Source organism: Pseudomonas tehranensis (assembly GCF_014268615.1).
GTDB lineage: Bacteria > Pseudomonadota > Gammaproteobacteria > Pseudomonadales > Pseudomonadaceae > Aquipseudomonas > Aquipseudomonas tehranensis.
On record NZ_JABWQV010000060.1, the window covers coordinates 1 to 23,690 of the forward strand.

The window sequence follows — 23,690 nt, forward strand, 5'->3', positions numbered from 1 at the left end:
TTACTTTCGCGCTTTTCGAAAGTGACCCGCCGTCAGGGCGGAACCGTCAGCAGCCGCTACCGCAGCAACGGATATGCACACAATCCCAAACGCTGGGTAGCACCAGACCGCCCATGTTAACCTTGCGCCCATCGCGGAAAAGCCGGGCCAATGCCCCTCCTTTTGCCCCACACCTTTCAACGAGCCTCCCTGACACCCATGAATACAGCCGTGAACGACCTGTCCTCCCACACGCCGATGATGCAGCAATACTGGCGATTGAAGAATCAGCACCCCGATCAGTTGATGTTCTACCGCATGGGCGACTTCTACGAGATCTTCTATGAGGATGCGAAGAAGGCCGCCAAGTTGTTGGACATCACCCTGACGGCGCGTGGGCAATCGGCGGGCATGGCGATTCCGATGTGTGGGATTCCTTACCACGCGGCGGAAGGTTACCTGGCGAAGCTGGTCAAGCTCGGTGAGTCGGTGGTGATCTGCGAGCAGGTCGGCGACCCGGCCACCAGCAAAGGACCGGTGGAACGCCAGGTAGTGCGCATCATCACGCCGGGTACGGTCAGTGATGAAGCCTTGCTGGATGAACGCCGGGACAACCTGATCGCTGCCGTGCTGGGCGACGAACGCCTGTTCGGCCTCGCCGTGCTGGACATCACCAGCGGCAATTTCTCGGTGCTGGAAATCAAGGGTTGGGAAAACCTGCTGGCGGAGCTGGAGCGGGTCAATCCGGTTGAATTGCTGATCCCGGACGACTGGCCCAAAGACCTGCCGGCGGAAAAACGCCGTGGCGTGCGTCGTCGGGCGCCGTGGGATTTTGAGCGCGACTCGGCGCTGAAAAGTCTCTGCCAGCAGTTCTCCACCCAGGACCTCAAAGGCTTCGGCTGCGAAAACCTGACCCTGGCTATTGGCGCTGCCGGATGCCTGCTGGCCTACGCCAAGGAAACCCAGCGCACCGCCCTGCCCCACTTGCGCAGCCTGCGTCATGAGCGCCTGGATGACACCGTGGTGCTGGACGGCGCGAGTCGACGCAACCTGGAACTGGACACCAACCTGGCCGGAGGGCGCGACAACACCCTGCAATCGGTGGTCGATCGCTGCCAGACCGCGATGGGTAGCCGTCTGCTGACCCGTTGGCTGAACCGTCCGTTGCGGGACCTGACGGTGCTGCTGGCGCGTCAGAGCTCCATTACCTGCCTGCTGGATCGTTATCGCTTCGAACAATTGCAACCGCAACTCAAGGAAATCGGTGACATCGAGCGGATCCTCGCCCGTATCGGCCTGCGCAACGCCCGCCCCCGTGACCTGGCGCGCCTGCGCGATGCCCTCGGTGCCCTGCCCGAGCTTCAGGTGGCGATGACCGACCTGGAAGCGCCGCACCTGCAACAACTGGCGCGCACCACCCGCACTTACCCGGAGCTGGCTGCGCTGCTGGAAAAAGCCATTATCGACAACCCGCCGGCGGTGATCCGTGACGGCGGTGTGCTGAAAACCGGCTACGACGCCGAACTCGACGAATTGCAATCGCTGAGCGAGAACGCCGGGCAGTTCCTGATCGACCTCGAAGCCCGGGAAAAAGCCCGTACGGGCCTGGCCAATCTCAAGGTCGGCTACAACCGCATCCACGGTTACTTCATCGAATTGCCGAGCAAACAGGCTGAACAGGCGCCGGCTGACTACATTCGCCGCCAAACCCTCAAGGGTGCCGAGCGCTTCATTACCCCGGAACTCAAGGCCTTCGAAGACAAGGCGCTGTCGGCCAAGAGCCGCGCCCTGGCCCGGGAAAAGATGCTCTATGAGGCGCTGCTCGAAGACTTGATCAGCCAACTGCCGCCGCTGCAGGACACCGCCGGCGCCCTGGCGGAGCTGGACGTGCTGAGTAACTTGGCCGAACGCGCGCTCAACCTGGACCTCAACTGCCCGCGGTTTGTCAGCGAGCCGTGCATGCGCATCAGCCAAGGCCGTCATCCGGTGGTCGAACAGGTATTGACCACGCCGTTCGTGGCCAACGACCTGAGCCTGGATGACAACACCCGCATGTTGGTAATCACCGGTCCGAACATGGGCGGTAAATCCACCTATATGCGCCAGACCGCGTTGATCGTGCTGCTGGCCCACATCGGCAGTTTCGTGCCGGCAGCCAGCTGCGAATTGTCCCTGGTGGACCGGATCTTTACCCGTATCGGCTCCAGCGATGACCTGGCCGGCGGGCGTTCGACGTTCATGGTGGAAATGAGCGAAACCGCGAACATTCTGCACAACGCCACCGAACGCAGCCTGGTGCTGATGGACGAAGTCGGACGCGGCACCAGCACCTTCGACGGCCTGTCCCTGGCCTGGGCGGCGGCCGAACGCCTGGCGCACCTGCGGGCCTACACCCTGTTCGCCACCCACTATTTCGAACTGACGGTGCTGCCAGAAAGCCAGCCACTGGTGGCTAACGTGCATCTCAATGCCACCGAGCACAACGAGCGCATCGTGTTCCTGCATCACGTGCTGCCCGGCCCGGCGAGCCAGAGTTACGGCCTGGCAGTCGCGCAACTGGCCGGCGTACCGAGCGAAGTGATCAGCCGTGCCCGCGAGCACTTGAGCCGGCTGGAAACCACCAGCTTGCCCCACGAAGCACCGCGCCCGAGCAAAGGCAAACCGGCTGCTCCGCAGCAGAGCGACCTGTTCGCCAGCCTGCCGCATCCGGTGCTCGATGAACTGGCCAAAGTGGATCTGGACGACCTGACGCCCCGTCGGGCACTTGAATTGCTCTATACATTGAAGACACGGATCTAACGCACGGGCTTGCAAGCTGTTAGAATCTCGCGCGGTTTGGGATGCTGCGGACTTTTAGCCTGGTCCGCAGACTATCGCTCCCGAACCTACGCCCCCACGTGAAGGGGCGCAGCACGCCGCGCCTGAGGAGAGAATTAGAATGACCTTCGTCGTCACCGACAACTGCATCAAGTGCAAGTACACCGACTGCGTAGAAGTCTGTCCGGTGGACTGCTTTTACGAAGGGCCGAACTTTCTGGTCATTCACCCGGACGAGTGCATCGATTGCGCCCTGTGTGAACCGGAATGCCCGGCGAACGCCATTTTCTCGGAAGACGAAGTGCCGGCCGGCATGGAAAACTTCATCGAGCTGAACGCCGAGCTGGCGGATATCTGGCCGAACATCACCGAAAAGAAAGACGAGCTGCCAGAAGCCAAAGAGTGGGATGGCAAGCCAGACAAGCTCAAAGACCTCGAACGCTGATATCACCCTGCGTTCGTCGAAAAAGGCCCCTTGCGGGCCTTTTTGTTTTCTCGAATTCACTAAATCGCAGGCAAAAAAAAGGGGCGGTTTGACCCGCCCACATTTTTTCCCTAATCCCTTTGATCCTTTTCATCGTCCTGATGAATCGCGTCCTGCGATGTCCTTCCTTCCCCATCGTCCGTGACAGGTGTGTCTGTCCGTCGACACAGGACTGATATTAGTATTTTCCTCGGCGAGTGCAATTGGCCTCACACCGTCGCCCGGCCCTGTCTCAGCACTGAAATACAGATAAATACCCTTATATATCAATAAAATATGAAAAATACGACGACCTTTATAGTCGTCTATCCCTCCGCCGGAAAACCAAACGCTTACGCAACACTAGGCAAAAGCTTACACACCAAGACGACAAACAACGTAAGCACTGCAACAGCCGGCACAGAAACGAAAAAACCCCGAACCAGTCAGGGCTTTTCCTATTACGCGCGCGTTCCTGTTTATTGGAACAACGACTCGCTCGATAGGCCGTTCTTCTCCAGGATCTCCCGAAGACGCTTGAGGCCTTCGACCTGAATCTGCCTGACCCGCTCACGGGTCAGCCCGATTTCCAGGCCCACATCTTCAAGGGTGCTGCTTTCATGACCGCGCAAGCCGAAGCGGCGAATCACCACTTCCCGTTGCTTGTCCGTGAGCTCCGAGAGCCACTGGTCGATGCTCTGGGACAAGTCATCATCCTGGAGCAGCTCGCAAGGGTCGGTAGGTCGGTCATCGGTGAGTGTGTCCAACAGGGTTTTATCCGAGTCCGGACCCAGTGAGACGTCAACCGAAGAAACCCGCTCGTTGAGCCCAAGCATGCGCTTGACCTCGCCCACCGGTTTTTCCAGCAGGTTGGCGATCTCTTCGGGCGAGGGTTCGTGGTCGAGCTTTTGGGTGAGTTCACGGGCAGCCCGCAGGTAGACGTTCAGCTCCTTGACCACATGGATCGGCAACCGGATGGTCCGGGTCTGATTCATGATCGCCCGCTCGATGGTCTGACGAATCCACCAGGTCGCGTAGGTCGAGAAACGGAAGCCTCACTCGGGGTCGAATTTCTCGACAGCGCGAATCAGCCCCAGATTACCCTCTTCGATCAGGTCCAGCAGCGATAGTCCACGATTGACGTAACGTCGGGCGATTTTCACCACCAGGCGCAGGTTGCTTTCAATCATGCGTTTTCGCCCGGCCGGATCGCCACTTTGCGACAGACGCGCAAAATGAACTTCTTCCTCGGGGGAGAGCAGCGGCGAGAAGCCGATTTCGTTGAGGTACAGCTGAGTGGCGTCCAGCGCCCGTGTGTAGTCGATGTACTTATGTTGTTTAAGCGAAGCGGAGTGTCTGGATTTGGCACGAACGGAAGGTGGAGTCGCCCCTTCATCATTCGACATCGAATCCATAGCGATGCCGGTCTCCATAAGGAGAACCTCATCGTCGATGTCAAACTCCGGCACTTCTTTACTGAGAGCCATTGTTATAGTCCTTTGGTGAGTTCGACCTCAAGCTCAAGCGACGCCTTTATCCTTGGCAACGCTGGAGCCTGTTCCCTCTACGTGACGGAACAGGCTGACAATCAAATCAACGACGTGGCAGGAATTGCAGCGGATCGACTGGCTTACCTTGTCGGCGAATCTCAAAATGCAGTTTCACCCGGTCCGTTCCCGTTGATCCCATTTCGGCAATTTTTTGCCCGACCTTGACCTGCTGCCCCTCCCGAACCAACAGCCTGCGGTTGTGACCGTAGGCACTGACGTAGGTATCGCTGTGTTTGATGATCACGAGTTCGCCGTAGCCCCTTAAACCACTCCCGGCGTACACAACCGTGCCATCAGACGCGGCCAAAACAGGCTGTCCCAAATCCCCGGCGATATCAATTCCTTTATTCAAACTACCGTTTGAAGAGAATTTTCCAATCAGAACGCCATTAGAAGGCCATCCCCAGCCGCTCGGGCTGGGGCCTGCCGCAGGGGTAGGAGCAGGTGCCGGTTTGCTCGCGACGGACGGTACTGTTGCCGTTGCAGCACCGACCGGACGGCGAATCACCGTGGTTTTACTCGACGACGAAGTCGTCGAACCGGACTGAGTGACCACCGCGGTAGGCGTTGAACCACTACGCCCATCAAAGCGAATTCTCTGACCCGGATGAATCGTATAAGGCGCAGGAATGTTGTTTCGCGCAGCGAGGGCTTTGTAGTCCCAGCCATAGCGAAAAGCGATGGAAAACAGCGTATCACCGCGACGGACTACATACTGACCGGTCGTTACTGTAGGACGTTGAGGCGTTGCGTTGGTGCGATCGACAACCCGGACGTTACCCGATGGGGTACTGGAGCAACCGACCAGCAAGGTACTCAAGACAAGGCCAGTCACCAGGCGCTGAAAGCTCGTGATACCCATACGCTGCGCAATGACTGTGAGACTCACCCGCCGCTCCCTTTGTGGTGGTTGAAAAATTGGAAACTGCCCATGCAGGCAACGGTATTACAAATATAGCTGGCCGCAACCCCACCTCTATTAAAGAAGCGCGAGGCGCTGGCGCACACGTTTGCTCGACGCCGTTGGAATCCGTTTAACCAAACAACGGTGACAAGATCAGTGCCGATGTAAGACACGACCCACGCTACGGAATTCAGCGTCTGTTTATAAATGCTCAGGCCAATGGCCCGTTAAGCAACGGAACGAAGCGAACCGCCCCCAGTACGTGGCGAGAAAACCCATGTTCTTCGCGCACGATCAGCATCAATTGCTGGACTTCACCAGCCCCCACCGGAATGACCAGCCGGCCGCCGGGCGCGAGTTGATCCAGCAAGGCCTGGGGCACATCAGTGGCAACGGCGGTCACGATGATGCCGTTATAAGGTGCCAAGGCCGGCCAGCCTTCCCAGCCATCGCCCCAGCGAAACACCACATTGCGCAGGTTCAGTTCCACCAGACGTTCCTTGGCGCGATCCTGCAGCACCTTGATCCGCTCCACGGAAAATACCCGCTCCACCAGCTGCGCCAACACCGCCGTCTGGTATCCCGAACCGGTGCCGATCTCCAGCACCTTGTCCAGCGGCCCCGCCTCCAGCAGCAACTCGCTCATGCGGGCCACCATATAAGGCTGGGAAATGGTCTGGTTGTGGCCGATCGGCAATGCGGTGTCTTCGTAGGCGCGATGGGCCAAGGCTTCATCGACGAACAAATGCCGTGGGGTGCGGCGAATCACTTCCAGCACCTGGGCGTTGGAAAGGCCTTCTTCATAGAGCCGTTGAATCAGCCGCTCCCGGGTACGTTGGGAGGTCATGCCGATTCCGCGGCGCAGTATGTCGTCTTGCTCGCGAGCCATCAGCGCAGCCCCTCCAGCCAGCCATCGAGCGTTCGAAAAGCATCGTTGAAGGTGCGATCCAGCTGCAACGGCGTGATCGAGACATAGCCTTGCATCACTGCATGAAAATCGGTGCCCGGCCCGCCATCCTCGGCATCACCAGCGGCGGCGATCCAGTAACCGGCCTTGCCCCGGGGATCGACCACCTGCATGGGCTTGGCCGCTCGGGCACGATGCCCCAGGCGAGTGAGCTGGATGCCTCGGATGTGATCCAGTGGCAGGTTCGGAATGTTCACGTTCAGCACCGTGCGCGGTGGCAGGTCCAATTCGCCATGGGCCTCGACCAACTTGCGGGCGAAGTACGCGGCAGTAGGCAAATTATCGACTTGCCGCGAAACAAACGAAAAGGCAAACGACGGATGCCCGAGGAAACGTCCCTCAAGGGCGGCGGCCACGGTGCCGGAATAAAGCACGTCATCGCCCAGGTTAGCACCCAGGTTGATGCCCGAAACCACCATGTCCGGCTCACGCTCCAGCAAGCCGTTGAGGCCCAGGTGCACGCAGTCGGTCGGGGTGCCGTTGAGGCTGATGAAACCATTATCCAGATAACACGGGTGTAATGGTCGGTCGAGCGTCAGCGAACTGCTGGCGCCGCTTTTATCCTGGTCCGGGGCAATGACCACGCATTCGGCAAAATCCGCCAGCGCAGCATAAAGCGCGGCAAGGCCGGGTGCTGTCACCCCGTCGTCGTTAGAAATCAGAATACGCATGGGCTGTCCGTCTGCCCCACCGGCACCAGATCGACGAGTTCGCGCACCAAGACAGTGGCGAAACATCCGGCCGGCAGGACGAATTCCAGTTGCAGAATGTCAGGCTGGGGATAATGCCACGACAGGCCGCCAATGGGCAGTCGCAGGATGCGACGTTCGTGACTCATTCCCGCGTTTATCAACCAGTCGCGCAGGTCGGCTTCGCTCTCGGCGATGGCCTGTTCCAACTCAAAGGTCGCGCCGGCGGCAGGCGAAGGTCCCTCGCCCCACTGCGGCCCGGTCGGGTGCAGATCGAGGATCGCCAGGCGTGGATCGCTGCATTCAGCTTCACCCGCCGGGAAAAAGCTGCGGCTGTCGGTGAAGGCCAGCAAGTCGCCGACCTGCGCCTGCTGCCAGGTGCCGTCGGCAACCCGCGCCGCCAACACCCGGTTGAACAGAAAACTGCGGGCGGTGGACAACAGCCGTGAACGCACATTGCGCTGTTCCGGCAAAGCCTTGCGCGCCGCCCAGGCGCGGGCATCGACGAGGTTACCGCCGTCATGCCCGAACCGTTGGGCGCCGAAATAATTGGGGATGCCCTGGCGCGTAATCTGTTGCAGCCGCGCCTCGATGGCGGCCACGTCCCCCTTGAACTGGGTCAGGCGCAGAGTGAAGCCATTGGCCGAGTGCGCGCCGCGTTGCAGCTTGCGTTTATGGCGACCGGTCTTGAGGATCTTCAGCGTTTCGTTTTCTGCCGCCGACAGGTCCGGGTCGGCCTTGCCCGGCAACTGGACGCTGAACCACTGGCGGGTCAGCGCCTGGCGGTCCTTGAGACCGGCATAACTGACGGTGCGCAACGATACGCCGGCGGCCTTGGCAATTCGTCGGGCCGCCTCTTCAGTGTTCAAACCGCGTTTTTCAACCCAGATCCATAAGTGCTCGCCTTCGCCCGTCAGCGGGATGTCGAGCACTTCGTCGACCTGGAAGTCTTCAGCAGTGGCCTTGAGTACGGCGCTGCCCAGCGACTCGCCGTAGGCACGGGGGCCCAATAGTTCAAGTTCGGTCATGGGCGCAGCAACAAGGCAACGCTATGAACGGCAATGCCTTCTTCGCGACCGACGAAACCCAGTTTCTCGGTGGTGGTGGCTTTCACGTTGACCTGGTCCAGCTCGACTTGCAGATCCTCGGCAATCAACCGACGCATCGCTTCGATGTGCGGCGCCATTTTCGGTGCCTGGGCGACGATGGTGTTATCGACATTGCCGACTGTCCAGCCCTTGGCGTGGATCAGCGAAACGACATGGCGCAGCAGCACCCGGCTGTCGGCGCCCTTGAATTGCGGGTCGGTGTCGGGGAAATGTTTGCCGATATCACCCAGCGCGGCCGCGCCCAGCAAGGCGTCGCTCAAGGCGTGCAGCAGGACGTCACCGTCAGAATGCGCGAGCAGCCCGAAGCCGTGTGCAATACGCACGCCGCCCAGAGTAATGAAGTCGCCTTCAGCGAAACGGTGAACATCGTAGCCGTGGCCAATACGCATATAAAAAACGCCCCGATTTTTGTCAGGGCGTGATTCTACCTGCATTCAGCGTAGGGAGCGCCCTCAATTAGCTCCCCCGCCAAGGGGAAACCGACTAAGCGCCCCCTAAAGCGTGGGCATGATGTTGCAAGTGATCCTCAATGAAGCTGGCGATGAAGAAGTAGCTGTGGTCGTAGCCCGGCTGCAAGCGCAGTTCCAACGGATGACCCGCGGCCCTGGCCGCTTGCTGCAGGGCTTCGGGCTTGAGCTGGTTGGCCAGGAAATCATCGCGGTCGCCCTGATCCACCAGCAACGGCAGCTTCTCGTCGGCTTCGGCGATCAATGCACAAGCATCCCACTCACGCCACTTCGAGCGGTCCTCTCCCAGGTAACGAGAGAACGCCTTCTGACCCCACGGGCAGTCCATCGGGTTGTTGATCGGCGAAAAGGCCGACACCGAGCGGTAACGCCCTGGGTTACGCAAAGCGCAGACCAACGCGCCGTGGCCACCCATGGAGTGACCACTGATGCCGCGCTTATCCGAGGCCGGGAAATGCGCTTCGACCAAGGTGGGCAATTCCTGCACCACGTAGTCATGCATCCGATAGTGCCGCGCCCACGGTTCCTGCGTGGCGTTCAGATAAAACCCCGCCCCCAGGCCGAAGTCCCAGGCACCGTCCGGATCGCCCGGTACGTCGGCGCCGCGCGGGCTGGTGTCCGGCGCAACAATAATCAGGCCCAGTTCGGCGGCCATACGCTGGGCGCCGGCCTTTTGCATGAAATTCTCGTCGGTGCAGGTCAATCCGGACAACCAATACACCACGGGCAACTTGCCGCCCTGCTCGGCCTGGGGCGGCAGGTACACGGCAAACACCATGTCACAACCAAGCACTTCGGAACGATGCCGGTAACGCTTGTGCCAGCCGCCGAAGCTTTTCTGGCAGGAGATATTTTCAAGGCTCATGACCGACCTCAGAAATGAATAACGGTACGGATGCTCTTGCCTTCATGCATCAGGTCGAACGCCTTGTTGATATCTTCCAGGCCCATGGTGTGGGTGATGAAGGTATCCAGCGGAATCTCGCCCTTCTCGGCCATTTCTACGTAGCTTGGCAATTCGCTGCGCCCGCGCACGCCGCCAAACGCCGAACCGCGCCAGACGCGACCGGTCACCAACTGGAACGGACGGGTGGCGATTTCCTGGCCGGCACCGGCCACACCGATGATCACCGACTCGCCCCAGCCCTTGTGGCAGCATTCCAGCGCGGCGCGCATCAGTTGGACATTGCCGATGCACTCGAAGGAGAAGTCCACACCGCCGTCAGTCATGTCGACGATGACCTCCTGGATCGGACGGTCGAAATCTTTCGGGTTGACGCAATCGGTGGCACCCAGTTGCTTGGCGATTTCGAACTTGGCCGGGTTGATGTCGATGGCAATGATGCGCGATGCCTTGGCTTTCACCGCACCAATCACTGCCGACAGGCCAATGCCGCCCAGGCCGAAGATCGCCACGGTGTCACCTGGCTTGACCTTGGCGGTGTTGAGGACCGCACCAATACCGGTGGTGACGCCGCAACCCAGCAGGCAGACTTTTTCCAGCGGCGCTTCTTTGGGGATTTTCGCCACGGAAATTTCTGGCAATACGGTGTATTCGGAGAACGTCGAGGTCCCCATGTAGTGGAAAATCGTCTCACCCTTGTAGGAAAAGCGCGAGGTGCCATCCGGCATCAGGCCTTTGCCTTGGGTGGCGCGAATCGCCTGACACAAGTTGGTCTTGCCCGACTTACAGAACTTGCACTGCCCGCATTCCGGCGTGTACAGCGGAATCACATGATCGCCCACCGCAACCGACGTCACGCCTTCGCCGATGGCTTCGACAATTGCGCCGCCTTCATGGCCGAGAATAGAGGGAAAGATCCCTTCCGGGTCAGCGCCCGACAAGGTGTAGGCATCGGTGTGGCAGACACCCGAGGCCACCACGCGCAGCAACACTTCGCCCGCCTTGGGCATGGCGACGTCGACTTCAACGATTTCCAGGGGTTTCTTGGCCTCGAAGGCAACGGCCGCGCGTGATTTGATCATGGGGAGTCTCCAGCAAATAAAAACAAGACAGGGAGTGTAATCCCTCACCGGACGATGAATAATCCAATCAAAAGCAAAACATTATTGCTGTATAGGGATAATCATTCATGTCCGATAACCGCTGGGAGGGGATTGACGAGTTCGTCGCCGTGGCCGAATGCAGCCAATTCACCGCCGCAGCCGAACGCCTGGGCGTTTCGTCTTCCCACATCAGTCGACAAATCGTACGGCTCGAAGAGCGTCTGCAGACACGACTGCTGTATCGCAGTACCCGCCGGGTCACCCTGACCGAGGCCGGACAGACGTTCTTGCAGCATTGCCAGCGTTTGCAGGATGGACGCGAAGAAGCACTGCGAGCGGTGGGCGACCTCACCAGCGAACCCAAGGGCATGTTGCGCATGACCTGTGCCGTGGCCTACGGCGAGCGGTTCATCGTGCCGCTGGTGACACGGTTCATGACGCTTTATCCGCAATTGCGGGTGGACATCGAACTGAGCAACCGCCCCCTCGATCTGGTTCACGAAGGCCTGGACTTGGCGATTCGCCTGGGCCGTTTGCAGGACTCACGCCTGGTTGCCACGCGCCTGGCGCCACGGCGCATGTACCTGTGCGCATCGGCGTCCTACCTGGAGCGCTACGGTCGCCCCCATAGCTTGTCGGAATTGAGCCGCCACAACTGCCTGATCGGCAGCTCCGATCTCTGGCAACTGGAGCAGAACGGGCGGGAATTTTCCCAACGAGTGCAGGGAAACTGGCGTTGTAACAGCGGGCAGGCGGTGCTGGATGCGGCTTTGCAAGGGGTGGGATTGTGTCAGTTGCCGGATTATTACGTGTTGGAGCATTTGCACAGCGGGGCGTTGATATCGCTGTTAGAGGCTCACCAGCCGCCGAATACAGCGGTGTGGGCGTTGTATCCGCAGCAACGGCATTTGTCGCCGAAGGTGCGCAAGTTGGTGGATTACTTGAAGGAGGGGTTGGCCCAGCGGCCGGAGTATCGGGGGTAACACTGGTTTTTATGTTATCTGAGCGATTGCTATCGCGAGCAGGCTCGCTCCCACACTGGATTTTCAGCGGCTACAAATTTTGTGTACAGCCAAAGTTCCTTGTGGGAGCGAGCCTGCTCGCGATGGCGATTTCACTTAATGGCGATTCGCCCAACGCTGACGCAACCACTCCAGATCTTCAGGGCGTGTGACCTTGAGGTTATCGGCCCGCCCTTCGATCAGCCGTGGCGCTTGCCCCGCCCATTCCATGGCGGACGCTTCATCGGTAATCAGCGCATCGGCCACCAGGCTGTCAGCCAGGGCCCGGTGCAAGGCACCGAGACGAAACATTTGCGGTGTGTAGGCTTGCCAGATAACGCTGCGGTCAACGGTTTCCACTACACGGCCGTGCTTGTCGACTCGCTTGAGGGTGTCACGCGCCGGCACAGCCAAGAGACCGCCGACCGGATCATTCGCCAGTTCCCTGAGCAATGTGTCCAGATCGTCCCGGGCCAAGTTGGGCCGGGCGGCGTCGTGCACCAATACCCAATCGTGATCATCGGCACCCTGCCCGTGAAGATGCAGCAAGGCATTGAGCACCGAATCCGAACGCTGTTCGCCGCCGTCCACACGCTGGATGCGCGTATCGCTGGCACAGGCCAGGGTCGGCCAATAAGGGTCGTCGTGTGCAACACTGACCACCACGCCTTTTACGGTCGGATGATCGAGGAAACAGCCAAGGCTGTGTTCGAGAATTGTGCGCCCGCCCAGTTGCAGGTATTGCTTGGGACGGTCCGCGGCCATACGAGCTCCAACGCCCGCGGCAGGAATCACGGCCCAGAAGGCCGGCAAACGGATACTCATTGGGCCAACTGGTAGAGGGTTTCGCCCTCCTTGACCATGCCCAGTTCATGGCGAGCCCGCTCTTCAACGGTCTCCATGCCTTTTTTCAACTCACTGACTTCGGCGTCCATCACCCGGTTGCGCTCCAGCAACGCCTCGTTTTCGGCATGCTGTTCGGCAATCTGCTGAGTCAGGTCCGCCACTTGCGCCAAACTGCCATTACCCACCCATAGGCGGTACTGCAGGCCAGCCAGCAACAGGAGCAAGACAAGAAACAACCAATTGGGACTGCGCATCGAATCTCAGGTATCCAGTGAAAAAGACAGCCATGCCACACTTTGAAGCGTCTGATAGCACGAAGCCTGGAAAAACCAGGCTTGTGCTTGATAAGGCATCAGATTAGAGGCAAAACCGCCGCCAGGGCGACCTTTTCGACACAATCCGCTGTCTTTTTACCATTTACTGCTTAGCCGCGAAACTCGGCACGACCGTTGTACTTGGCCTTGCCGTTCAACTGCTCTTCAATACGCAGCAGTTGATTGTACTTGGAGACGCGATCGGAACGGCACAGCGAACCGGTCTTGATCTGGCCTGCCGCAGTGCCCACGGCCAGGTCGGCAATGGTCGAATCTTCGGTTTCGCCGGAGCGGTGGGAGATCACAGCCGTGTAGCCAGCAGCCTTGGCCATCTGGATGGCTTCCAGGGTTTCGGTCAGGGTGCCGATCTGGTTGAACTTGATCAGGATCGAGTTGGCGATCTTCTTGTCGATGCCTTCTTTCAGGATCTTGGTGTTGGTCACGAACAGATCGTCGCCCACCAGCTGGGTTTTTTCGCCGATCTTGTCGGTGAGGATTTTCCAGCCAGCCCAGTCGGACTCGTCCAGGCCATCTTCGATGGAGATGATCGGGTAGCGTTCGGTCAGGCCCTTGAGGTAATCGGCGAAACCTTCGGCGGTGAAGATCTGGCCTTCGCCGGACAGGTTGTACTTGCCGTCTTCGTAGAACTCACTGGCGGCGCAGTCCAAGGCCAGGGTCACGTCGGTGCCCAGGGTGTAACCGGCGTTGGCCACGGCTTCGGAGATCACTTTCAGCGCGTCTTCGTTGGACGCCAGGTTCGGTGCGAAACCGCCTTCGTCGCCAACGGCAGTGCTGAGGCCACGGGCCTTCAGCACGGCTTTGAGGTGATGGAAAATCTCGGTGCCCATGCGCAGACCTTCGGAGAAGGACTTGGCGCCCACCGGCTGGACCATGAATTCCTGGATGTCGACGTTGTTATCGGCATGCTCGCCACCGTTGATGATGTTCATCATCGGCACCGGCATCGAGTAGACACCCGGGGTACCGTTGAGGTTGGCGATGTGTGCGTACAGCGGCAGGTCCTGGTCCTGGGCGGCAGCCTTGGCAGCGGCCAAGGACACGGCGAGGATCGCGTTGGCGCCCAGCGTGGCTTTGTTTTCGGTACCGTCGAGCTTGATCATCGCGTGATCGAGGGCTTTCTGGTCGGCAGGATCCTTGCCCAGCAACAGGTCGCGGATCGGACCGTTGATGTTGGCGACGGCTTTGAGCACGCCCTTGCCCAGGTAACGGCTCTTGTCGCCATCACGCAGCTCCAGCGCTTCGCGCGAGCCAGTGGAAGCACCGGACGGCGCGCAGGCGCTGCCGATGATACCGTTGTCGAGAAGCACGTCCGCTTCAACAGTGGGGTTGCCACGGGAGTCGAGAACTTCACGACCTTTGATGTCGACGATTTTTGCCATTGTTGTAAACACTCCAAAGTTGACTAGAACGTTGCAGAAAACTTGCTCACGCTCAGCTGCGATGCAGCCAAGAGCCTGGATGGGGAGCGCTCCGCGCTCCAGCGGGAGCAAGCTCCCTCGCCACAAGGAGTAAGGCTTGCCGACGACGGTCCCGAAAGACGTCATCGCTGGCAAGCCATGCTCCCACAAAAGCAGTGCGGCCAGCGGGCCAAAGCGATAATCGAGCGGTACTTTACCGGAGAAAACCGCGTTACGCGGTTTCTATCGTCGGAAAACTCTTGACCAGTTCGTCCAACGCCTTGAGCTGAGACAGGAACGGTTCCAGCTTGTTCAAGCGCAAGGCACAAGGGCCGTCACACTTGGCATTGTCCGGGTCCGGATGGGCCTCAAGAAACAGACCTGCCAGGGACTGGCTCATGCCGGCCTTGGCCAGGTCGGTGACCTGGGCGCGACGCCCCCCAGCGGAATCGGAACGACCACCGGGCATTTGCAGCGCGTGGGTCACGTCGAAGAACACTGGGTATTCGAACTGCTTCATGATGCCGAAGCCGAGCATGTCCACCACCAGGTTGTTGTAGCCGAAGCTCGAACCACGCTCGCAGAGGATCAACTGGTCATTGCCGGCCTCTTCGCACTTGCTCAGGATGTGCTTCATTTCCTGGGGCGCGAGGAACTGGGCTTTCTTGATGTTGATCACCGCACCGGTCTTGGCCATCGCGACCACCAGGTCGGTCTGGCGCGACAGGAAGGCCGGCAACTGGATGATGTCGCAGACCTCGGCGACCACGGCGGCCTGGGCAGGCTCGTGGACGTCGGTGATGATCGGCACGCCAAAGGCTTGCTTGATGTCCTGGAAGATGCGCATGCCCTCTTCCAGGCCCGGGCCACGGTAAGAGCTCACGGACGAGCGATTGGCCTTGTCGAAGCTGGCCTTGAAGACATAAGGGATGCCCAGTTTCTGGGTGACCTTCACGTACTCCTCGCAGACCTGCATCGCCATGTCGCGGCTTTCCAGTACGTTCATGCCGCCGAACAGCACCATGGGCTTGTCGTTGGCAATCTCGATGTCGCCGACGCGAATGATCTTCTGGGCCATCGTTTTATGCCTTCTTCTGGTGTTGAGCCAAAGCGGCTTTCACGAAACCACTGAACAGCGGGTGGCCGTCCCGGGGCGTCGAGGTGAACTCGGGGTGGAACTGGCAAGCGACGAACCATGGATGATCCGGAGCTTCCACCACTTCCACCAGCGCGCCGTCACCGGAACGGCCGGAGATTTTCAGGCCGGCTTCGATCAGTTGCGGCAGCAGGTTGTTGTTCACTTCGTAGCGGTGACGGTGACGCTCGACGATCACGTCCTTGGCGTAGCAATCGTGCACCTTGGAGCCGGCTTCAAGCAGGCATTCCTGGGCGCCGAGGCGCATGGTGCCGCCCAGGTCGGACGTTTCGGTGCGCACTTCCACAGCGCCGGTGGCATCTTCCCACTCGGTGATCAGGCCCACGACCGGGTGACCGCTGGCGCGATCGAACTCGGTGGAGTTGGCGTCCTTCCAGCCCATCACGTTACGGGCGAACTCGATGACCGCCACTTGCATGCCCAGGCAGATGCCCAGGTACGGCACCTTGTTTTCGCGAGCGTATTGAACAGCGGTGATCTTGCCTTCCACGCCCCGCAGGCCAAAGCCGCCCGGCACGAGGATCGCATCGGCGCCTTCGAGCAGACCGGTGCCCTGGTTCTCGATGTCTTCGGAGTCGATATAGCGCAGATTGACCTTGGTACGGTTGCTGATACCGGCGTGACTCATCGCCTCGATCAGCGACTTGTAGGCATCCAGCAGCTCCATGTACTTGCCGACCATGGCGATGGTGACTTCGTGTTCCGGGTTGAGCTTGGCATCGACCACCGCTTCCCATTCGGACAGGTCGGCGCTGGCGCACTGCAAGCCGAAACGCTCGACGACGAAATCGTCCAGGCCCTGGGAGTGCAGGATGCCCGGGATCTTGTAGATGGTGTCAGCGTCTTCCAGGCCGATCACCGCACGCTCTTCAACGTTGGTGAACTGGGCGATCTTGCGACGCGAAGAAATATCGATCGGGTGATCGGAGCGGCAGATCAGCACATCTGGCTGCAGGCCGATGGAACGCAGTTCCTTGACCGAGTGCTGGGTGGGCTTGGTCTTGGTCTCGCCAGCGGTGGCGATGTACGGAACCAGGGTCAGGTGCATCAGCATCGCGCGCTTGGCGCCGATTTCGAAACGCAACTGGCGGATGGCTTCGAGGAACGGCTGGGATTCGATGTCACCCACGGTGCCGCCGATTTCGACCATCGCCACGTCGGCGTCGCCGGCACCCTTGATGATGCGGCGCTTGATTTCGTCGGTGATGTGCGGGATGACCTGGATGGTCGCCCCCAGGTAATCACCACGGCGCTCTTTGCGCAGCACGTGCTCGTAGACACGGCCGGTGGTGAAGTTGTTGTTCTGGGTCATCGTCGTGCGGATGAACCGCTCGTAGTGGCCAAGGTCCAGGTCGGTCTCGGCGCCGTCGTGGGTGACGAACACTTCACCGTGCTGGAACGGGCTCATGGTGCCCGGGTCGACGTTGATGTACGGGTCCAGCTTGAGCATGGTGACCTTAAGTCCCCGCGCCTCCAGGATGGCCGCCAATGAAGCCGAGGCAATGCCTTTCCCCAATGAAGAAACAACACCGCCCGTGACGAATATGTAGCGCGTCATGAAAAACCCTAGAAGTCTGCGTTAAAGCGGTCCGAGCCGCCGGGGAAAGCGAAGGAAGGCCGAAGCCCCCGATCACCTGCATTAATCACAGTGCACCTTTCAAAAAAACCGCCGCGTTGGGACAGACCGGAAGTGAAATCACCGGTACGTTGCTCGCTACACATTTTTTGGAATCGCCCAGCAAAGACTGCTTGGTAATCGGCAACTCCTGCAATTCAGGCGAATCCACAGAAGTTGTATCAAGAAGGGAGCGTAGTCTACCGGAAAGCCCCTTTCAGCTCAAACCCAGATCTTGGTTTCATGGCTGCCAGATCAGTTGCCAGTTGCCATCAATGCCGCTGTCGAGTCCTGGTAAGCCAGCCACTGCCAGCAATTGCTCGTCCCGATACAGCAGCGGCAATCGACCGCGCGCAAACGCCGGCACGCCACTTTCGTTGAGCAAACGCTTGAGGTCCCGGTGGCCACGGCCGGGCAACATCATGGTTTCACCTCCCTGACGATAGCGGACGCAGAGCGCTCCGTCGGGCATTTTACCGTCGAGGGTCACCGTGCCGTTGTCTGGCAGGGCCAATGCTTGAGCAGTCAGCGGCCATTCTACGGGGCCTGCGGCCGGTCGCAGCCAGCGGTCGGATAACCACCAGATGCGCCCGACGGCGCGGTGCAGTTCACCACCGGCCAGCCGCCAGATCGGCCGGGCATCGTCCGCTGCATCGCGCAGCGAATCCCAGCCAGACCAATGATCGCTGTCAGGCAGCGTTGTCATCGAAACTAGCCAATGACTCAACGCATTACGCTGACGGGCCGGCGACAAGGCTCGCAACGGGGCCAACTCAAGCGACCGCAACCCCAGCCAGTCGAACACGCCGGGCGTAATGGCTCGTTCCAGATCTATTCGCGCCAGGTCATCCAGCAAGCCTTGGGCCTCACTCAGATGAGCAGCGCTGCGGGCCAGGGTCGCCGAGGTCTGAGGCCATTGTTCGGTCAATACCGGGACAACTCGCTGACGCAGGAAATTGCGCGCGTAGCGATGATCGTCGTTGGAAGGGTCCTCGACCCAGCTCAAGCCCTGTTGCGTTGCGTAGGCCTCCAGCTCCGCCCGGGACACATCGAGCAAGGGTCGCAGCAAATACCCCTGGCCCAAAGGACGCTGCCTCGGCATCGCCGACAAGCCCCTCACCCCTGCCCCGCGCAACAAACGAAACAACAGGGTTTCAGCCTGATCGTCACGGTGCTGGGCAGTGAGCAGCACTTCATTGCTGTGGAGCCGCGCCACGAAGGCACCATAACGCGCCTCCCGGGCGGCACGCTCGACGCTGGCGCCGGGCGGGACTTGCACGTTCACTACTTCAAGAGGCACCCCAAGGGCCTTGCAGACCGAGTGACAATGGTCCGGCCATGCATCGGCCACAGCCTGAAGGCCATGATGAACGTGGATAGCACATAGCGGTGGCAGGGTTTGGGTTTTGGAGAGAGACGCGAGCAGGTGCAGCAGGACGGTGGAATCGAGGCCACCGGAGAAGGCGATGCGCCAGGTGGTAGCGTCGCGCCAGGGGGACAGTTGTGTGAGGAGCCGGGTTGGCAGATCAATCCTGGGCTGATTCATAGAAACTGGCCTACACACCAATCAAATGTGGGAGCGGGCTTGCCCACGAATGCGGTGCATCAGTTAACGATTATGTCGACTGACACTCCGCCTTCGCGAGCAAGCCCGCTCCCACATGGGTATCGCGCTCGACTTAGAGGCCGTAGCTCATCAGCCGCTCATAGCGACGGGCCAGCAGCGCGTCATTGTCGAACTTCTTGAGCATCGACAGTTGCGAACTCAGCTCGGCACGAATCAACGCCGCTGCCTCGGCCGGATCACGATGAGCGCCGCCTACAGGCTCGCTGATCACTTTATCCACGATGCCCAGGCCTTTGAGGCGCTCAGCGGTGATGCCCATGGCTTCGGCCGCATCCGGCGCCTTCTCGGCAGTTTTCCACAGGATCGAGGCGCAGCCTTCCGGCGAAATCACCGCGTAGGTGGAATATTGCAGCATGTTCAGTTGATCGCAGACACCAATGGCCAGCGCACCGCCGGAACCGCCTTCGCCGATCACGGTGGCGATGATCGGAGTTTTCAGCCGTGCCATCACGCGCAGGTTCCAGGCGATCGCTTCGCTCTGGTTGCGTTCTTCGGCGTCGATGCCCGGATATGCGCCCGGTGTGTCGATGAAGGTCAGGATCGGCATTTTGAAGCGCTCGGCCATTTCCATCAGGCGGCACGCCTTGCGATAGCCTTCCGGCCGCGGCATGCCGAAGTTGCGGCGCACCTTTTCGCGGACTTCCCGGCCCTTCTGATGGCCGATGATCATCACCGGCTGGTCGTCCAGACGGGCAACGCCGCCGACGATCGCGGCGTCGTCGGAGAAGTGGCGGTCGCCATGCAACTCATCGAACTCAGTAAAGATGTGCTCGATGTAGTCCAGGGTGTATGGACGACGCGGATGACGCGCCAGGCGGGCGATCTGCCAGCTGGTCAGCTTGCCGAAGATGTCTTCGGTCAGCGTGCGGCTTTTGTCCTGCAGACGAGAGATTTCATCGCCGATATTCAGCGAATTGTCATTACCGACCAAGCGCAACTCTTCGATCTTGGCTTGCAGGTCGGCGATCGGCTGTTCGAAATCTAGAAAATTCGGGTTCATAGGCGTCCGTCTTGGGTCGACGTCCAAGAGAGCTTGGGCCGGCCGGTTGTCTATTCGCGCCCTACCTTAAGGGAGAGGCGCGTTCAGGTCGAGATTAAAAATTCGGGTCGAGATCAGGGCCGCTCCAAGGTTCAAGAGTGGCACCTGGCCGTCAACGGTATTGGAGGAAGACGTTGTCTTTGCCGAACTGGTCACGCAAGGCTTGAATCAACGCATCCGCCGGATCGATCCGCCAGCCTTCGCCGAACTGCAACACAGCCTTGGCGTCGGGGCGCACGTATTCCATGGTAATCGGGCAAGCACCGCGATGGCGCTTGAACAACTCCCCCAGCCAGCGTAGCTGATCGCCCTTGAGATCCTGGGTCTGCAACTTCAGACGCAGACTCTCGGCCAGGTTTGTCCGGGCATCTTCCATGCTCATCACCCGCTTGACCCGCAGCCGCAGGCCACCGGAAAAATCGTCGTTGCTGACTTCGCCTTCCACCACCACCATCGCGTCGGTCTGCAACAGCGACTGGGCCGAATGGAACGCATCGGCAAACAACGACGCCTCGATGCGCCCGGAGCGGTCGTCGAGGGTAATGAAGCCCATTTTGTCGCCCTTTTTGTTTTTCATGACCCGCAGGGCAATGATCATACCGGCGACGGTCTGCGTGTCACGCGCCGGCTTCAGATCAATGATGCGCTGGCGGGCGAACCGACGGATCTCGCCTTCGTATTCGTCGATCGGGTGCCCGGTCAGGTACAGGCCCAAGGTGTCCTTCTCACCCTTGAGGCGTTCCTTGAGGGTCAGCTCCTTGGCCTTGCGATGATTGCCGTAGACATCGGCATCTTCCTCAACGAACAGGCCACCGAACAGGTCGGCATGGCCACTGTCGTGGGTCCGGGCCGTTTGCTCAGCGGCCTTGATCGCTTCTTCCATGGCCGCCAGCAGCACCGCGCGGTTGCGGTCAATGTTGGCCTGGTAGGCCTTGGGTTCATCCTGGAAATACGGGCCCAGACGGTCCAGCGCGCCACTGCGAATCAAACCGTCCAGGGTGCGCTTGTTGATGCGTTTGAGATCGACCCGCGCGCAGAAATCGAACAGGTCCTTGAACGGGCCGTCCTGACGGGCTTCGGTGATGGCTTCCACCGGTCCTTCACCCACGCCCTTGATCGCCCCCAGTCCATAAATGATGCGGCCTTCGTCGTTTACCGTGAACTTGAACTCCGAAGCGTTCACGTCCGGCGCGTCTAGGCGCAACTTCATGGTCCGCACTTCTTCGATCAAGGTCACGACCTTGTCGGTGTTGTGCATATCCGCCGACAGTACCGCGGCCATGAACGGCGCCGGGTAGTGAGCCTTCAGCCAGGCGGTCTGGTACGACACCAGGCCGTAGGCGGCCGAGTGGGATTTGTTGAAGCCGTAACCGGCGAATTTTTCCACCAGGTCGAAGATGTTACCGGCCAGGTCCGCGTCGATGCCGTTGTTCGCACAACCCTCGATGAAACCACCGCGCTGCTTGGCCATTTCCTCGGGTTTTTTCTTGCCCATCGCCCGACGCAGCATGTCCGCGCCGCCGAGGGTGTAGCCGGCCATGACCTGGGCAATCTGCATCACCTGTTCCTGGTACAGGATGATGCCGTAGGTCGGTGCCAGTACCGGCTTGAGGCCGTCGTACTGATAATCCGGGTGCGGGTACGCCAGCTCGGCGCGCCCGTGCTTACGGTTGATGAAGTCATCCACCATGCCCGATTGCAGCGGGCCCGGACGAAACAGGGCCACCAGTGCGATCAGGTCTTCGAGGCAGTCGGGCTTGAGCTTTTTGATCAGCTCCTTCATGCCCCGGGATTCAAGCTGGAACACCGCCGTGGTTTCGGCTTTTTGCAACAGGCTGTAGGTCGGTTTGTCGTCCAGCGGAATAAACGCGATGTCCAGCGGCGCTTCGCCGACCTTGGCCCGATCACGGTTGATGGTTTTCAGCGCCCAGTCGATGATCGTCAGGGTGCGCAGCCCGAGGAAGTCGAACTTCACCAGGCCCGCTGCCTCGACGTCGTCCTTGTCGAACTGGGTCACCAGGCCGTCGCCCTCTTCATCGCAATAGATCGGCGAGAAGTCCGTCAGCTTGGTCGGCGCGATCACCACGCCCCCGGCGTGCTTGCCGACGTTACGCACCACGCCTTCAAGCTTGCGGGCCATTTCCCAGATTTCCGCGGCTTCTTCATCGACCTTGATGAAGTCCCGCAGGATCTCTTCCTGCTCGTAGGCTTTTTCCAGGGTCATGCCGACTTCGAACGGAATCATCTTCGACAGACGATCCGCCAAACCGTAGGACTTGCCCTGCACCCGCGCCACGTCACGCACCACAGCCTTGGCGGCCATGGAACCGAAGGTAATGATCTGGCTCACCGCGTTGCGGCCGTACTTCTCGGCCACGTAATCAATCACCCGGTCGCGACCGTCCATGCAGAAGTCGACGTCGAAGTCGGGCATGGACACCCGTTCCGGGTTGAGGAAACGTTCGAACAGCAGGTCATATTCCAACGGATCGAGGTCGGTGATCTTCTGGACGTAAGCCACCAGGGAGCCTGCACCCGACCCCCGGCCCGGCCCCACCGGCACGCCGTTGCTCTTGGCCCACTGGATGAAGTCCATCACGATCAGGAAGTAACCGGGGAAGCCCATCTGGATGATGATATCCAGCTCGAAATTCAACCGGTCGACATAGACCTGGCGCTTGGCTTCGTAATCTTCGGTGGTGTCCTTGGGCAAGAGAACGCTGAGGCGCTCGTCCAGGCCATCGAAGGACACTTTGCGGAAATATTCGTCGATGGTCATGCCATCGGGGATTGGGAAGTTGGGCAGGAAGTGCTTGCCCAGTTTCACTTCGATGTTGCAGCGCTTGGCGATCTCGACGGTGTTTTCCAGCGCTTCGGGCAGGTCACTGAACAGCTCGGCCATTTCCTCGGCGCTTTTGAGGTATTGCTGATCGCTGTAATTCTTCGGACGACGCGGATCATCGAGCGCGCGGCCTTCACCGATACAGACGCGGGTCTCGTGGGCTTCGAAATCTTCCTGCTTGATGAAACGCACATCGTTGGTCGCCACCAGCGGCGCGCCGATCCGGTCGGCCAGGGCCACGGCGGCATGCAGGTGTTCTTCGTCGTTGGGGCGATTGGTGCGTTGCACTTCAATGTAGAAGCGGTCCGGGAACACCGCCATCCAATCGCGGGCCAGGGTCTCGGCTTCTTCTGGATTGCCACTGAGCAGGGCCAGGCCGATTTCACCCTCCTTGGCCGCTGACAGCATGATCAGACCTTCATTGGCCTCGGCTACCCATTCGCGCTCAATGATGATCGAGCCATTGCGCTGGCCATCGATAAAGCCGCGGGAGATCAACTCGGTGAGGTTGCGATAGCCCACAGCGTTCATCACCAGCAGGCTGATCCGGCTCAGCGGCGCGTCCGGGTCTTTGTTCGACAGCCACAGGTCAGCCCCGCAGATCGGCTTGATCCCGGCGCCCATGGCATTTTTGTAGAACTTGACCAGCGAACACATGTTGTTCTGGTCGGTGACCGCCACAGCAGGCATGTTCATGCCCACCAGGGTCTTGACCAGTGGCTTGATCCGCACCAGGCCATCGACCAGGGAGTATTCAGTGTGCAGGCGTAGATGAACGAATGAAGCCGGCATAGTGATCCTGCGTTAAGTCATGAAAACAACAAGGCCCGGATTGTACCGGGCCTTGGGTAAAACATGTAGGAGCTGCCGCAGGCTGCGA

18 protein-coding genes and 1 pseudogene are annotated in these 23,690 nt (G+C 59.9%); 3 read left to right on the forward strand and 16 right to left on the reverse strand.

What is annotated here, in order from left to right:
- The first annotated feature begins 210 nt into the window (after window positions 1–210).
- A complete protein-coding gene (gene mutS / locus HU811_RS11990) occupies window positions 211–2,778 on the forward strand; it encodes a DNA mismatch repair protein MutS (RefSeq protein ID WP_177193377.1) in 2,568 nt (855 codons plus the stop codon).
- A gap of 139 nt (window positions 2,779–2,917) precedes the next feature.
- The gene (fdxA, locus tag HU811_RS11995) at window positions 2,918–3,241 is read left to right on the forward strand and encodes a ferredoxin FdxA (RefSeq protein ID WP_186656040.1); all 324 of its coding nucleotides are present in this window, start codon (window positions 2,918–2,920) and stop codon (window positions 3,239–3,241) included.
- 497 nt (window positions 3,242–3,738) lie between these two features.
- Here the strand turns inward: fdxA and rpoS are convergent.
- The 8 genes and pseudogenes from rpoS to HU811_RS12035 all read right to left on the reverse strand — a co-directional run bounded on the left by rpoS (window position 3,739) and on the right by HU811_RS12035 (window position 10,931).
- A pseudogene (rpoS, locus tag HU811_RS12000) lies at window positions 3,739–4,746 on the reverse strand (RNA polymerase sigma factor RpoS).
- A gap of 106 nt (window positions 4,747–4,852) precedes the next feature.
- A complete protein-coding gene (locus tag HU811_RS12005; RefSeq protein ID WP_092401154.1) occupies window positions 4,853–5,698 on the reverse strand; it encodes a peptidoglycan DD-metalloendopeptidase family protein in 846 nt (281 codons plus the stop codon).
- 226 nt (window positions 5,699–5,924) lie between these two features.
- Window positions 5,925–6,560: a protein-L-isoaspartate(D-aspartate) O-methyltransferase gene (locus HU811_RS12010; protein WP_186656043.1), complete on the reverse strand. Its 636-nt coding sequence runs from the start codon at window positions 6,558–6,560 to the stop codon at window positions 5,925–5,927.
- 41 nt (window positions 6,561–6,601) lie between these two features.
- Window positions 6,602–7,351 carry a 5'/3'-nucleotidase SurE gene (surE, locus tag HU811_RS12015; RefSeq protein WP_047227585.1) on the reverse strand — a complete coding sequence of 250 codons (750 nt, stop codon included), beginning with the start codon at window positions 7,349–7,351 and terminating at the stop codon, window positions 6,602–6,604.
- Window positions 7,339–8,397, reverse strand: coding sequence for a tRNA pseudouridine(13) synthase TruD (gene truD, locus HU811_RS12020; RefSeq protein WP_092454168.1), 1,059 nt, complete (start codon window positions 8,395–8,397; stop codon window positions 7,339–7,341). Before truD ends, surE begins: the two co-directional genes overlap by 13 nt.
- The gene (gene ispF / locus HU811_RS12025; RefSeq protein WP_186656046.1) at window positions 8,394–8,867 is read right to left on the reverse strand and encodes a 2-C-methyl-D-erythritol 2,4-cyclodiphosphate synthase; all 474 of its coding nucleotides are present in this window, start codon (window positions 8,865–8,867) and stop codon (window positions 8,394–8,396) included. Before ispF ends, truD begins: the two co-directional genes overlap by 4 nt.
- Window positions 8,868–8,961: 94 nt before the next feature.
- Window positions 8,962–9,810, reverse strand: a complete 849-nt coding sequence (gene fghA / locus HU811_RS12030) for an S-formylglutathione hydrolase (RefSeq protein WP_186656048.1) — start codon at window positions 9,808–9,810, stop codon at window positions 8,962–8,964.
- An 8-nt stretch (window positions 9,811–9,818) separates the two neighbouring features.
- Window positions 9,819–10,931, reverse strand: a complete 1,113-nt coding sequence (locus HU811_RS12035) for an S-(hydroxymethyl)glutathione dehydrogenase/class III alcohol dehydrogenase (protein ID WP_025212132.1) — start codon at window positions 10,929–10,931, stop codon at window positions 9,819–9,821.
- 107 nt (window positions 10,932–11,038) lie between these two features.
- Between HU811_RS12035 and HU811_RS12040 the strand changes: the two genes are divergently transcribed.
- Window positions 11,039–11,935 carry a LysR substrate-binding domain-containing protein gene (locus HU811_RS12040; protein WP_047227581.1) on the forward strand — a complete coding sequence of 299 codons (897 nt, stop codon included), beginning with the start codon at window positions 11,039–11,041 and terminating at the stop codon, window positions 11,933–11,935.
- Window positions 11,936–12,070: 135 nt separating this feature from the next.
- Here the strand turns inward: HU811_RS12040 and ispD are convergent, their stop codons facing one another.
- The 8 genes from ispD to dnaE form a co-directional block, all read right to left on the reverse strand.
- Window positions 12,071–12,778 (reverse strand): 2-C-methyl-D-erythritol 4-phosphate cytidylyltransferase, encoded by a 708-nt coding sequence (gene ispD / locus HU811_RS12045; RefSeq protein WP_092401169.1) that lies wholly within the window; start codon window positions 12,776–12,778, stop codon window positions 12,071–12,073.
- The gene (ftsB, locus tag HU811_RS12050) at window positions 12,775–13,053 is read right to left on the reverse strand and encodes a cell division protein FtsB (RefSeq protein ID WP_047227579.1); all 279 of its coding nucleotides are present in this window, start codon (window positions 13,051–13,053) and stop codon (window positions 12,775–12,777) included. Before ftsB ends, ispD begins: the two co-directional genes overlap by 4 nt.
- Before the next feature lie 170 nt (window positions 13,054–13,223).
- Entirely contained in the window at window positions 13,224–14,513 is a 1,290-nt protein-coding gene (gene eno / locus HU811_RS12055) for a phosphopyruvate hydratase (RefSeq protein ID WP_092401173.1), read from the reverse strand.
- Between the two features lie 250 nt (window positions 14,514–14,763).
- Entirely contained in the window at window positions 14,764–15,609 is an 846-nt protein-coding gene (gene kdsA, locus HU811_RS12060) for a 3-deoxy-8-phosphooctulonate synthase (protein WP_092401176.1), read from the reverse strand.
- A gap of 4 nt (window positions 15,610–15,613) precedes the next feature.
- Window positions 15,614–17,245 (reverse strand): CTP synthase, encoded by a 1,632-nt coding sequence (gene pyrG, locus HU811_RS12065; RefSeq protein WP_092401179.1) that lies wholly within the window; start codon window positions 17,243–17,245, stop codon window positions 15,614–15,616.
- A 298-nt stretch (window positions 17,246–17,543) separates the two neighbouring features.
- Window positions 17,544–18,848 (reverse strand): tRNA lysidine(34) synthetase TilS, encoded by a 1,305-nt coding sequence (gene tilS / locus HU811_RS12070; protein ID WP_186656054.1) that lies wholly within the window; start codon window positions 18,846–18,848, stop codon window positions 17,544–17,546.
- 133 nt (window positions 18,849–18,981) lie between these two features.
- A complete protein-coding gene (locus HU811_RS12075; protein ID WP_092401185.1) occupies window positions 18,982–19,929 on the reverse strand; it encodes an acetyl-CoA carboxylase carboxyltransferase subunit alpha in 948 nt (315 codons plus the stop codon).
- Window positions 19,930–20,080: 151 nt separating this feature from the next.
- On the reverse strand, window positions 20,081–23,602 hold the full coding sequence (dnaE, locus tag HU811_RS12080; RefSeq protein WP_186656057.1) for a DNA polymerase III subunit alpha: 3,522 nt from the start codon (window positions 23,600–23,602) through the stop codon (window positions 20,081–20,083).
- Window positions 23,603–23,690: the final 88 nt, after the last annotated feature.